Annotated in this window: 11 protein-coding genes and 1 pseudogene; 11 read left to right on the top strand and 1 reads right to left on the bottom strand. The window is 46.0% G+C overall.

The features are described from left to right. Positions 1–92 precede the first annotated feature (92 nt). Genes cobA through sirC form a run of 3 tightly spaced genes read left to right on the top strand, consistent with a single transcriptional unit; the run spans position 93 to position 2,121 of the window. Entirely contained in the window at positions 93–866 is a 774-nt protein-coding gene (gene cobA / locus H7F27_RS12565) for a uroporphyrinogen-III C-methyltransferase (protein WP_103671396.1), read from the top strand. After that, positions 867–1,652 carry a sirohydrochlorin chelatase gene (gene sirB / locus H7F27_RS12560; protein WP_024121351.1) on the top strand — a complete coding sequence of 262 codons (786 nt, stop codon included), beginning with the start codon at positions 867–869 and terminating at the stop codon, positions 1,650–1,652. It begins immediately after the preceding gene. Then, positions 1,633–2,121: a precorrin-2 dehydrogenase gene (gene sirC, locus H7F27_RS12555; RefSeq protein ID WP_185848942.1), complete on the top strand. Its 489-nt coding sequence runs from the start codon at positions 1,633–1,635 to the stop codon at positions 2,119–2,121. Before sirB ends, sirC begins: the two co-directional genes overlap by 20 nt. A gap of 38 nt (positions 2,122–2,159) precedes the next feature. Here the strand turns inward: sirC and rqcH are convergent. Next, positions 2,160–3,873 (bottom strand): annotated as a pseudogene (rqcH, locus tag H7F27_RS12550) (tRNA modification protein RqcH). Between the two features lie 121 nt (positions 3,874–3,994). Here rqcH and H7F27_RS12545 point away from each other — a divergent pair. From H7F27_RS12545 to def, 8 genes are all read left to right on the top strand, one after another. After that, positions 3,995–6,667 (top strand): calcium-translocating P-type ATPase, SERCA-type, encoded by a 2,673-nt coding sequence (locus tag H7F27_RS12545; protein ID WP_024121353.1) that lies wholly within the window; start codon positions 3,995–3,997, stop codon positions 6,665–6,667. Positions 6,668–6,751: 84 nt separating this feature from the next. Then, positions 6,752–7,627 carry a YicC/YloC family endoribonuclease gene (locus tag H7F27_RS12540; protein ID WP_024121354.1) on the top strand — a complete coding sequence of 292 codons (876 nt, stop codon included), beginning with the start codon at positions 6,752–6,754 and terminating at the stop codon, positions 7,625–7,627. A gap of 76 nt (positions 7,628–7,703) precedes the next feature. Continuing rightward, a complete protein-coding gene (remA, locus tag H7F27_RS12535) occupies positions 7,704–7,973 on the top strand; it encodes an extracellular matrix/biofilm regulator RemA (RefSeq protein ID WP_003154355.1) in 270 nt (89 codons plus the stop codon). A 7-nt stretch (positions 7,974–7,980) separates the two neighbouring features. Continuing rightward, a complete protein-coding gene (gene gmk / locus H7F27_RS12530) occupies positions 7,981–8,595 on the top strand; it encodes a guanylate kinase (RefSeq protein WP_024121355.1) in 615 nt (204 codons plus the stop codon). Positions 8,596–8,598: 3 nt separating this feature from the next. Beyond that, positions 8,599–8,802, top strand: a complete 204-nt coding sequence (rpoZ, locus tag H7F27_RS12525) for a DNA-directed RNA polymerase subunit omega (RefSeq protein ID WP_003221520.1) — start codon at positions 8,599–8,601, stop codon at positions 8,800–8,802. 78 nt (positions 8,803–8,880) lie between these two features. Continuing rightward, the gene (gene coaBC / locus H7F27_RS12520; RefSeq protein WP_024121356.1) at positions 8,881–10,101 is read left to right on the top strand and encodes a bifunctional phosphopantothenoylcysteine decarboxylase/phosphopantothenate--cysteine ligase CoaBC; all 1,221 of its coding nucleotides are present in this window, start codon (positions 8,881–8,883) and stop codon (positions 10,099–10,101) included. Further along, positions 10,098–12,515 carry a primosomal protein N' gene (priA, locus tag H7F27_RS12515; RefSeq protein WP_101861199.1) on the top strand — a complete coding sequence of 806 codons (2,418 nt, stop codon included), beginning with the start codon at positions 10,098–10,100 and terminating at the stop codon, positions 12,513–12,515. The genes coaBC and priA overlap by 4 nt, the downstream gene beginning before the upstream one ends. Positions 12,516–12,541: 26 nt before the next feature. Beyond that, positions 12,542–13,024 carry a peptide deformylase gene (gene def / locus H7F27_RS12510; RefSeq protein ID WP_101861200.1) on the top strand — a complete coding sequence of 161 codons (483 nt, stop codon included), beginning with the start codon at positions 12,542–12,544 and terminating at the stop codon, positions 13,022–13,024. The last annotated feature ends 2 nt before the right edge of the window (positions 13,025–13,026 follow it).

Raw genomic sequence — 13,026 nt, 5'->3', positions numbered from 1 at the left:
CAGCTGTGTTCTTCTCAGATGCCGAAAATGCAAACAAGAACAACATCACAGCGAACGTTCTGGAAGAACTCGAATAGATCGGGGGAAAGACGATGGGGAAAGTATATATTGTAGGAGCGGGTCCCGGAGATCCTGATCTGCTGACAATTAAAGCGCTGAAAGCCATTGAAAAAGCTGATGTAATCCTATATGACAGATTAGTAAATAAAGAGATTTTGCATTATGCCAAGGAGCAGGCGGACCTGATCTACTGCGGGAAGCTTCCAGATTTTCATACAATGAAGCAGGAAACCATCAATCGGTTTCTTGTGAAGTATGCGCAAAAAGGGAAAACCGTTGTCAGATTGAAAGGCGGAGACCCATTTGTGTTCGGCAGAGGAGGGGAAGAAGCGGAATGCCTTTCTGAAAATAGCATTCCGTTTGAAATTGTCCCCGGTATCACATCGGGAATCGCGGCGGCTGCTTATGCCGGGATTCCTGTCACTCATCGGGACGCGGGCTCTAACGTGGCTTTTGTAACGGGGCATTATAAAAAAGAAGAGGATTTTGAGGAAAAGTGGAAAGCGCTGGCCACAGGGATTGATACACTTGTCATCTATATGGGCATTAAAAATGTGCAGCAGATCGAAAAAAAACTCCTGGAAAACGGCCGGGACGGTTCTACTCCGGCAGCGTTTATTCATTGGGGAACAACGGACAAGCAAAAATCTGTTTTTTGTACAGTTGACACCCTTTCAGAAACGGTGAAAAAAGAAGACATTAAAAATCCGAGTTTAATTGTTGTTGGAAATGTTGTAAATTATCACTATAAGCTGGAATGGTTTGAATCTGAGCTGAAAAAACAAGATTTAAGCGAGGCGTTGTAAATGAAACAAGCGATTTTATATGTCGGCCACGGCAGCCGGGTAAAAAAGGCTCAGCAAGAGGCCGCTGCATTTTTGGAAGGATGCAAAGCGCACATCTCTGCCCCTGTTCAGGAAATCAGTTTTTTAGAGCTGCAGGAGCCGGCAATTGAGACAGGGTTTGAAGCATGTGTGAAGCAAGGCGCCACTCACATCGCAGTGGTGCCTCTGCTTCTTTTAACGGCTGCTCATGCAAAACATGATATTCCGGAAGAAATTGCCCGTGCCGCATCCCGGTATCCTTCAGTCCATATCTCATACGGAAGTCCGATTGGGATTGACGAAGAAGTGGTCAAAGCTGTCTATCATCGTGTTAAAGACATAGGCGTTCCGTACGAAAACGCCAGGGTTGTGCTCATCGGCAGGGGAAGCTCAGACCCAGATGTAAAAAGAGACGTAACCGGCATTGCCGGATTGCTCCAAAACATCATGCCCGTCAAGGAAGTGATTCCATGTTTTATGACAGCATGCGGTCCCAATTACAAAGAGGTTTTTTCTGAGCTGAAAAAAGATGACGGCGTGACGACCTTTATTGTTCCGTATTTGCTGTTTACCGGGATGCTGATGAATGAGATTGAACGTGAGGTCCAGAAATTGAAGGCCGAAAATTCAAATGTCTACCTCTCTTCCTATATCGGTTTCCACCCGCATGTGAAAAAGGCATTTTTACATCGTGTGAAAGAAACTGCTGACAACCATGAGGGGCAATTTAATTTTGACGGAGGCTCATATGCTCCCGCTTCACATTAGTTTGCAGAAGAAAAAGATTGTAATCGCAGGAGGCGGCAGTATTGCGCTCAGAAGGTTAAAAACGGTGCTTTCTGAGGGAGCGGATATTACGCTTGTCAGTCCGGTTGCGGAACCGGAAATCAGGCAGATGGCAGAAAATCGCCAAATCAAGTGGCTGAGCCGGAAGATTGAGAAAGAGGATTATCTCGATGCTTTTTTGATTATTGCCGCGACGGATGACGCCGCTGTGAATAAAGAAATTGCGCAAAATGCATCGCCTTCCCAGCTTGTCAACTGTGCCAGTGACGCTGAGCTGGGCAATGTGTACATGCCGAAAATCGTAAAAAGAGGGCATGTTACGGTTTCTGTTTCGACAAACGGAGCCAGTCCAAAGCATACGAAGGAACTTGCTGAAAAAGTGGACGTGCTCATTGACGGAGACTTTGTCAGCGAAGTAGACAGGCTTTATCAGATCAGAAGAAATAAATAAGCCAGAGCAGTTGCTGCTCTGGCTTTTCTTTATATGAATCAGCTTTTTTTCAGCCTGATGACAGTATCCGCATCAGGCGTGACAAAGACGGTATGCTGGCTGTCATAAGTCACGAATCCGGGCTTTGCGCCGTTCGGCTTTTTGACGTGCCTGATTTTTGTATAATCAACAGGCACAGAACTTGAATCTTTTGCTTTTGAAAAATAAGCTGCAATTGTGGCGGCTTCAATAATTGTTTGTTCATCCGGCTCGCTGCTTCTGATGACAACATGGGAGCCCGGGATATCCTTCGTGTGAAGCCATATGTCGTCTCTGGCAGCTGCTTTGGTCGTTAAATACTCGTTTTGGCGGTTGTTTTTGCCGACTAAAATAGTGTGACCGGAAGAGGATTCGTATGTTTCTAAAACAGGGTTGTTCTGTTTTTGTTTTTTCTGCCCTTTTTGCTGCTTAGGACGTAAATATTTCCCCTCCACAAGCTCTTCTCTGATTTCACTGATATCACGCGGAGAAGCGGACGACAGCTGCTGAATCAGCTGGTCGAAGTATTCAATTTCTTGCTTAGCCAGCCTGATTTGTTCTTCGACAACGGCAACTGAGTTTTTCGCCTTCTGATACTTAGTGAAATAGGCCTGTGCATTCTCTGAAGGCGTCTTGTTCGGATTCAGCGGGATAGCGATTGTCGGATTTTCCTCATCATAGTAGTTGATGACTTCAGCCTGCTTGTCGCCTTTTTTCATCATATATAAATTTGCAGTCAGCAGCTCCCCGTAAAGCTGAAATTCCTTAGCGTTTTCCGAATACTCCAGTGTTTTTTCTAGTTTTTTGATTTTGTTGGCGTTTTTTTTTCCGTTCATTCACAACGAACCGCTCAAGATCCTGAGCCTGCTGTTTAACCCGGTCCCGCTCAGCTTTTCCGAAATAAAAACGGTCCAGCAGCTCACTTAATGAATCGAAGCGGCGTGCTTCTCCTTTAAGGTGAGTCAGCTCCAGCAGATAAAAATATTCCTTCCCGTTAACAGTCGTAATGTTAGGGTTGAAACGGTGCTCCCTTACCTCTGCAAAGAGCTCCAGCAACGCTTTTGGCAGTGTCACTTTGTTGGCAAGGCCCGCTCTGTGGACAGCTTCTTTTGCGAAGAGCGGAGAAACACCGGAAAAATGGTCAACAATTTGTTTATCTAGCCGTCCTTCTTGAAAACTGAGATGACGCAACATGTCATCTTCAGTCGCTTCTAGCGGTGAGATCTTGTCCTGGGCCGGCGGAAGCTTATAATCGTATCCCGGCAGTACGGTGCGATAGCTGTTCATTGACGGCGATAAATGTTTCAGCCCGTCGATGATCGCATTTTCCTCTCCGTCCGTCAGAATGATATTGCTGTGGCGGCCCATAATTTCGACATAAAGCTTTCGATGCGTTTCATCGCCAATTTCATTACGGCTTTTAATATGAAAAATCATAATGCGGTCTAGGCCCGCCTGTTCAATTTTTTCAATAAATCCGCCTTCAATATGCTTTCTTAGCAGCATGCAAAACATTGGCGGTTCACTCGGGTTTTCATACGTTTGGGACGTGATATGCACCCGTGAATAGCTTGGGTGTGCCGATAATAAAAGCTTTTGGTTTTTTCCATTGGCGCGGATGTGAAAAATTACATCGTGCTTATAAGGCTGATGGACTTTCGTGATCCGTCCGCCCATTATTCGCTCGTTCAGTTCGTGTGTCATTCCGTATGTAAACATGCCATCAAACGACATATATAATACACCCTCTCATTCTTCCTGCATTCGATAATTATAGCATGAAATGGGACGAGTCAGAATAAGCATGCTTATAGAGTGATATCTCTATAAGAGAGCAGGGGAGTGGACGAGCGGAATGAAGTTTCATGAAATGGGACAAACAGATTTATTAGAGGCAACAAATACGTCCATGAAACAAGGATTAACTGAAAAAGAGGTGAAAAAACGCCTCGACAAGCATGGGCCAAACGAGCTTCAAGAAGGGAAAAAAACATCAGCGCTTATCTTGTTTTTGGCGCAGTTTAAAGATTTCATGGTGCTTGTGCTGCTTGCGGCAACATTAATTTCAGGGTTTCTTGGTGAATATGTGGACGCGGTTGCGATTATTGCGATTGTGTTTGTGAATGGCATACTTGGGTTCTTTCAAGAACGGCGTGCAGAGCAATCTCTTCAGGCATTAAAAGAGCTGTCAACTCCTCATGTGATGGCGCTCAGGGAAGGAAGCTGGACAAAGATCCCTTCTAAAGAACTGGTGCCGGGCGACATTGTGAAGTTTACAAGCGGCGACCGGATTGGAGCAGATGTCCGGATTGTCGAAGCGAAAAGCCTGGAAATTGAAGAATCAGCGTTAACCGGAGAGTCAATCCCGGTTGTGAAACATGCGGATAAATTGAAAAAACCCGATGTATCGCTGGGGGATATTACGAATATGGCCTTTATGGGAACCATCGTCACCCGCGGCAGCGGTGTCGGTGTTGTCGTCGGTACAGGAATGAACACGGCTATGGGGAAAATCGCTGACATGCTTGAATCGGCGGGAACTATGTCAACCCCGCTGCAAAGAAGGCTCGAGCAGCTCGGGAAAATTTTAATTGTTGTCGCTTTGCTGCTCACTGTACTTGTTGTCGCTGTTGGCGTGATCCAGGGACACGATCTGTACAGTATGTTTTTAGCCGGTGTTTCGCTAGCGGTAGCCGCCATTCCAGAAGGGCTGCCAGCCATTGTGACAGTAGCGCTGTCATTGGGTGTACAGCGTATGATCAAGCAAAAATCAATTGTGAGAAAGCTTCCCGCGGTTGAGACGCTTGGGTGTGCCTCTATTATTTGTTCAGACAAAACAGGAACAATGACGCAAAACAAAATGACGGTCACACATGTATGGTCCGGAGGGAAAACGTGGAGAGTGTCGGGCACGGGCTACGATCCGAAAGGAGGCTTCACACTGAACGATAAAGAGGTCAGTGTGAATGAGCATAAGCCGCTGGAGCAAATGCTGTTATTCGGAGCGCTTTGTAACAACTCGAATATTGAGAATAGAAACGGTGACTATGTGCTTGACGGAGATCCGACAGAGGGAGCGCTGCTCACTGCGGCAAGAAAAGGCGGCTTTTCAAAGGAGTTTGTGGAATCCCATTACCGGGTGATTGAGGAGTTTCCGTTTGATTCAGCACGAAAAATGATGACTGTCATTGTAGAGGATCAGGACAGAAAGCGCTATATCATTACGAAAGGCGCGCCGGATGTCCTGATGCAGCGGTCTGCCCGTATTTATTATGACGGCTCTGCCGCTCCTTTCTCAAATGAGAGAAAAGCAGAAACAGAGGCAGTATTACGGCAACTGGCTTCCCAGGCGCTCCGAACGATTGCGGTTGCCTATAGACCGGTAAAAGCAGGGGAAACACCGTCAATGGAGCAGGCGGAAAAAGACCTGACAATGCTTGGCCTTTCAGGCATCATAGATCCGCCGCGCCCTGAAGTCAGACAGGCGATTAAAGAATGCCGTGAAGCGGGAATTAAGACTGTCATGATTACAGGGGATCATGTTGAGACAGCAAAAGCTATAGCGAAAGATTTGCGCCTCCTCCCGAAAAGCGGAAAAATCATGGACGGCAAGATGCTGAATGAGCTTTCGCAAGAAGAGCTTTCTGACGTAGTGGAGGATGTGTATGTGTTTGCCCGCGTTTCCCCTGAGCATAAATTGAAAATTGTTAAAGCGTATCAGGAAAACGGACATATCGTTGCAATGACAGGAGACGGCGTCAATGACGCGCCGGCTATCAAACAGGCTGACATCGGCGTTGCCATGGGTATTACAGGAACGGATGTGGCAAAGGAAGCATCATCCCTCATTCTCGTAGATGATAATTTTGCAACCATTAAATCAGCGATTAAAGAAGGCAGAAACATCTATGAAAATATTAGAAAATTTATCCGATACCTGCTGGCTTCTAACGTAGGAGAAATTCTGGTCATGCTTTTCGCCATGCTGCTTGCCCTTCCTTTGCCGCTCGTGCCGATTCAGATTTTGTGGGTCAACTTGGTGACAGATGGATTGCCGGCGATGGCGCTCGGCATGGATCAGCCGGAAGGAGACGTTATGAAGCGGAAGCCGCGTCACCCGAAAGAAGGGGTGTTTGCCCGCAAGCTTGGATGGAAGGTGGTCTCCAGAGGATTTTTAATCGGTGCTGCCACGATTTTGGCTTTTATCATCGTGTATCACCGCAATCCTGAGAATTTGTCTTATGCGCAGACAATTGCGTTTGCGACGTTGGTGCTGGCTCAGCTCATTCACGTATTTGACTGCCGGAGCGAAACGTCCGTTTTTTCCAGAAATCCGTTTGAAAACTTGTATCTGATCGGCGCTGTATTGTCATCGATTTTACTGATGCTGGTGGTCATTTACTATCCGCCGCTTCAGCCGATTTTCCATACGGTTGCCATCACGCCGGGAGACTGGATGCTGGTCATCGGCATGTCGGCCATCCCTACTTTTTTGCTGGCGGGGTCACTTTTGACAAGAAAAAAATAAATTCATATGATATAATCTTAGGGGTAATAGCATGTCTATTGCCCTTTTATTTTGAGAACAGGGAAGAAATTGGGTGTTTTATTTATGATACGAAGTATGACAGGCTTCGGCAGTGCAAGCAAAACACAAGATGATCTCTCTGTAAGCGTTGAACTTAAATCTGTGAATTACAGGTTTAAAGAAGTGAACGCTCGTTTGCCAAGGCCTTTGCTATATTTAGAAGATAAGCTGAAACAGACGATTCTGCAGTACATACAGCGCGGAAGAATTGAGCTTTTCGTCTCCGTTGACAGTGATATGCTTGTAGAGAGAAGGCTTGACATTGATTGGCCGCTGCTCGATGAGTTTGTCGCAGCTGCAGAGGATATGAAAAAGCGTTATCAATTGTCCGCAGAGCCTGATGTCATGGACTTCTTCAAGCTTGATCATGTCGTCCAGATTCATGAGGAACAGACTCAAAATGAAAAGCTTGAGGAGTTAATAACAGCTGCTGCAGAGGAAGCCGTAAAAGGACTCTGTGAGATGCGCGAAAAAGAGGGGCTGCTTTTAGCCAAAGACTGTCTGATGCATATTGATCAGCTTGAAGAGCTGGCCGAAAAGACCGAATCTTTGGCAGCCGATGCGGTATCTCGTTACAGGGAACGGCTGTACGCCAGAATAAAGGAATGGACCGAAGACGTGTTGGATGAGAGCCGGCTTGTTACAGAATGCGCTATTTTTGCAGATCGTTCTGATATTACAGAAGAGATTACAAGACTGAAGAGCCACTTCGCTCAGTTTCGTGATATATTAGCTGAAGGCGGAGCTGTCGGGCGCAAACTCGACTTTCTTGTCCAGGAGCTGAATCGGGAAGCAAATACAATTGGCTCAAAAGCAAATGATCACCAGATCACAAAGCTTGTCGTCGAAATGAAAAGTTCTATTGAAAAAATAAAAGAACAAGTGCAAAATATAGAATAGTGACTGTGCGTATTGTTTACAGACGGACTTGCTAGGCTAAACTAGAGACGTCTATTTTACAGGGGGAACGTAGAAGATGACGATTAAACTGATTAATATCGGATTTGGCAATATTATCTCCGCCAATCGGATGATTTCGATTGTCAGCCCGGAGTCTGCGCCAATCAAACGGATGATCCAGGATGCAAGAGACCGCGGAATGCTAATTGACGCTACATACGGACGAAGAACCCGTGCAGTTGTCGTCATGGATAGTGATCACATTATCTTATCTGCCGTCCAGCCTGAGACAGTTGCACACAGACTTTCTGTTAAAGAAGAAATTATGGATGAAGGGCAGGGATAATTGCCGCATGAAAGAAAGAGGGTTATTAATCGTTCTCTCAGGTCCCTCAGGAGTTGGTAAAGGAACGGTTCGGCAAGCGATTTTTTCGCAAGAAGATACAAAATTCGAGTATTCGATTTCAGTAACAACGAGAAACCCGCGAGAGGGCGAAGTGAACGGAGTCGATTATTTTTTCAAAACGAGAGAAGAATTTGAGCAAATGATTGCAAACAATAAACTGCTTGAATGGGCAGAATATGTCGGCAATTATTACGGCACTCCTGTCGATTATGTTGAACAGACGCTCCAAGAAGGAAAAGACGTCTTTTTAGAAATCGAAGTTCAAGGCGCTCTTCAAGTGAGAAATGCTTTCCCGGAAGGTCTGTTTATTTTCCTTGCGCCTCCGAGTCTTTCTGAACTGAAGAACAGAATTGTGACAAGAGGAACGGAAACAGATGCTCTGATTGAAAATCGCATGAAAGCCGCAAAAGCTGAGATCGAAATGATGGACGCATATGATTACGTCGTAGAAAATGATAATGTCGAAACGGCTTGCGACAAAATCAAAGCAATCGTTCTCGCTGAACATTTGAAGCGTGAGCGCGTTGCACCAAGATATAAGAAAATGCTGGAGGTTGAATAACTGATGTTAGATCCGTCAATTGACTCATTAATGAATAAATTGGATTCGAAATACACGCTCGTAACCGTTTCTGCTAGACGCGCGCGTGAAATGCAAATCAAAAAAGACCAGATGATTGAACATACGATTTCACACAAATATGTAGGCAAAGCTTTAGAAGAAATTGATGCAGGCCTGCTTTCGTTTGAAAAGGAAGACCGCGAATAGTAGCACAAGTAGCAACCTATATCATGTAGGTTGTTATTTTTTTCCGTGCTGTTTTAAATTGCAGAGGGGGAGAAGTCATTGCTGAACAATCGAAATGTGTTACTTTGCGTGAGCGGAGGCATCGCTGTTTATAAAGCCTGTGCGCTGACAAGCAAGCTGGTGCAGGCAGGGGCAAATGTTAAAGTCATTATGACTGAATCTGCGTGCCAGTTCGTTTCACCGCTGACATTTCAGGCATTGAGCCGCCATGAAGTATATACAGATACATTTAAAGAACAAAATCCAAACGTCATCTCTCATATAGACGCAGCTGACTGGGCCGACCTGATTATCGTAGCGCCGGCTACGGCCAATGTGATTGGAAAACTGGCCAACGGCATTGCAGATGATATGCTGACAACAACCTTATTAGCGGCAACAGCTCCGGTATGGATTGCGCCCGCCATGAATGTGCATATGTATGATCATCCGGCAGTCAAACGCAATATTTCTGTCCTATATCAGGATGGTTTTCGTTTTATTGAGCCGAGCGAGGGCTATTTAGCATGCGGTTACGTCGGAAAAGGAAGATTGGAAGAACCCGAAAACATCGTGAAGCTTGCGGCAAAGCATTTTGCAGAAGAAAAAGACGCGCCTTTAGAAGGCAAACAAGTGGTGATCACAGCAGGCCCGACACGGGAGGCAGTTGATCCTGTGCGTTTTTTCACGAATAAATCGACGGGTAAAATGGGATACGCATTAGCTGAGGCTGCGGTGCGGCTTGGTGCAAACGTGACCTTGATCTCAGGGCCGGTTTCTCTTGATGTCCCTAAAGGGCTTTCTCAGTTTATCCCTGTCCAATCGGCTGCGGACATGCGCGATGCGGTGCTCTCTGTGTATGAGAGAAGCGACGTCGTCATAAAAACAGCTGCTGTTGCCGATTTTACGCCAAAAACAGTATTTGACCAAAAAATGAAAAAACAAGACGGCGGAATGACCCTTGAATTAAAAAGAACAGTCGACATCTTAAAAGAACTGGGCGAGAAAAAACAGCATCAGCTGTTAGTCGGTTTTGCTGCTGAGACACAAGATGTGGAACATTACGCCCGCAAAAAGCTTTCTGCCAAAAATCTTGACATGATTGTGGCGAATGATGTGAAAGCGGCAGGGGCCGGTTTTGGTGCTGATACGAATATTGTGACGCTCTTTTTCAAAGGCGGGCGCAAACGCGAGCTGCCGAAGATGTCTAAGCTCGATGTTTCGTTTGACATTCTTGGAGAAGTCGCAGCCCTCTTAAAACAAACCGGAGAGCACTCATGAATTTTGCCGAAGTCATCGTTGATGTCAGCACCAAAAATATAGACAGGCCGTTTGATTACAAAATCCCAGACCATCTTAAAGGTATGATCAAAACGGGAATGAGGGTCATTGTTCCGTTTGGGCCCCGTAAAATTCAAGGGTTTGTGACAGCTGTCAAAGATACGTCTGATCTCTCAGGTAAATCTGTCAAAGAAGTGGAGGATTTATTAGATCTTACGCCTGTTTTGACAGAAGAGCTGATGCATTTGTCTTCATGGCTGTCAGACAAAACGCTGTCTTTTAAGATTACGGCGCTTCAAGCGATGCTGCCTGCCGCATTAAAGGCAAAATATGAAAAAGAGCTGAAGATTGCGGAAGGTGCGGATATCCCGCCGCAGGTAGAACGGCTGTTTTCTGAAACAAAGAGCTTGCTGTATTCCGATATACCTGATCACGATACGCTGAAAATCATCCAGAAGCAGGTTCAAAAAGGCCATATCGATGTAACTTATAAAGTGGCGCAAAAAGCGAACAAAAAAATGGTCAGGTATATTCAGGCCAATGCCGGTAAAGAAGAGCTCTCCAAGCAGGCTGAGGGTTTATCCCGACAAGCGGCTAAACAGCAGGCGATCCTGCACTTTTTCATGACAGAACCGGAAGGCACGAAAATACCTGCTGCGGACCTGTGCAAAAAAACAGACGCAAGCTCAGCCACCATCAAGACCCTGATCCAAAAGGGGCTTCTGAAAGAAACCTATGAAGAGGTTTACAGAGACCCCTATCAGGACAAAATGTTCAAAAAAACAGAACCGCTGCCGCTGACAGACGAGCAGAGCGCGGCCTTTCAGCCGATACGCCGGACGTTAGATAACAATGAACATCAAGTGTTTCTCCTGCACGGGGTGACAGGAAGCGGCAAAACGGAAATTTATCTCCAGTCGATTGAAAAAGTGCTTGCGAAAGGAAAAGAAGCCATCGTACTTGTACCGGAAATATCGTTAACGCCGCAAATGGTTCATCGCTTTAAAGGGCGCTTCGGCTCTCAGGTAGCCGTGATGCACAGCGGGTTATCCACTGGTGAAAAGTATGACGAGTGGCGCAAAATCCACCGCAAGGAAGTACGGCTTGTCGTTGGCGCGAGGTCCGCTATTTTTGCCCCGTTTGAAAATCTCGGGATGATTATCATCGATGAGGAGCATGAATCGTCCTATAAACAAGAGGAAATGCCGCGCTACCATGCGAAAGAAGTAGCGATCAAGCGGGCGGAGCACCACCGCTGTCCGGTTGTGTTAGGTAGTGCTACACCGACGTTAGAGTCATATGCACGGGCGCAAAAAGGAGTGTACGAGCTGCTTTCGCTGAAACACCGCGTCAATCACCAAGTGATGCCTGAGGTTTCGCTTGTGGATATGAGAGAGGAGCTCAGAAACGGCAATCGCTCTATGTTTTCAATAGAATTGATGGAAAAGCTTGAAGAAACCATTGCCAAGGGTGAACAGGCTGTGCTGTTTTTAAATAAAAGGGGCTATTCCTCCTTTGTGATGTGCAGGGACTGCGGATATGTCCCGCAATGCCCTCACTGCGACATTTCCATGACGTATCACCGTTCCGGCCAGAGGATGAAATGCCATTATTGCGGACATGAAGAGCCTGTTCCGCATACTTGCCCTGAATGCGGGAGCGATCATATCCGTTTTTTCGGAACGGGAACACAAAGAGTGGAAGAAGAATTAACAAAGGTGCTGCCACATGCAAGAGTCATACGGATGGATGTTGATACGACCTCTCGGAAAGGTGCCCATGAAAAATTATTGTCTGCTTTCGGAGAAGGAAGAGCAGATATTCTTCTTGGAACGCAAATGATTGCGAAAGGGCTTGATTTTCCGAATGTGACACTTGTCGGAGTCTTAAGCGCTGACACAACACTGCACATTCCTGATTTCAGATCTGCTGAAAAAACGTTTCAGCTGCTAACACAAGTCAGCGGCCGCGCGGGAAGACATGAAAAACCCGGCAATGTAATCATTCAAACGTACACACCGTCCCATTACAGCATCCAGCTGACGAAAACGCATGATTATGAAACGTTTTATCAGCATGAAATGGCGCACAGGAGGGAGCAATCCTACCCGCCGTATTACTATTTGGCTCTTGTGACGGTTTCTCACGAGGAAGTGGCAAAAGCGGCTGTAACCGCTGAGAAAATCGCACACTTTCTGAAAGCAAACTGCGGGGCAGATACGAAAATACTTGGTCCAAGCGCATCGCCGATCGCCAGGATCAAAGATAGATATCGCTATCAATGCGTGATAAAATACAAACAGGAAACCCAGATATCAGCTTTATTGAAGAAGATACTGGAACATTATAAACGGGAAATTGAACAAAAACATGTAATGATTTCAATTGATATGAATCCTTATATGATGATGTAAGATCTCACGTCTTGGAGGGTAATGAATTGGCAGTAAAAAAGGTCGTCACACATCCCGCGGAGGTTTTGGAAACGCCCGCGGAAACCGTGACTGTTTTTGATAAAAAGATAAAAAAACTGCTTGATGATATGTACGATACCATGCTCGAAATGGATGGAGTCGGACTGGCAGCGCCGCAGATCGGTATTTTAAAAAGAGCGGCTGTTGTTGATATCGGAGAAGAAAGCGGCAGAATTGACCTTGTGAATCCGGAAATTCTTGAACAAAGCGGCGAGCAAACCGGAGTTGAAGGATGCTTGAGTTTTCCCGGCGTCTACGGAGATGTCACGCGTGCCGATTATGTGAAAGTGCGGGCGTATAACCGTCAGGGAAAACCGTTTATTCTTGAAGCAAGGGGCTTTTTCGCGAGAGCCGTGCAGCATGAAATGGACCACTTGGACGGCGTGCTGTTCACATCAAAAATAAGCAAATATTATACAGAAGATGAACTAGCGGATATGGAAGGATGATT

Origin of the sequence: Bacillus sp. PAMC26543, from assembly GCF_014250375.1 — a bacterium.
Taxonomy (GTDB): Bacteria; Bacillota; Bacilli; order Bacillales; family Bacillaceae; genus Bacillus; species Bacillus halotolerans.
The sequence above is the reverse complement of the archived record's forward strand: the minus strand, read 5'-3'. Positions and strand labels throughout refer to the sequence as shown.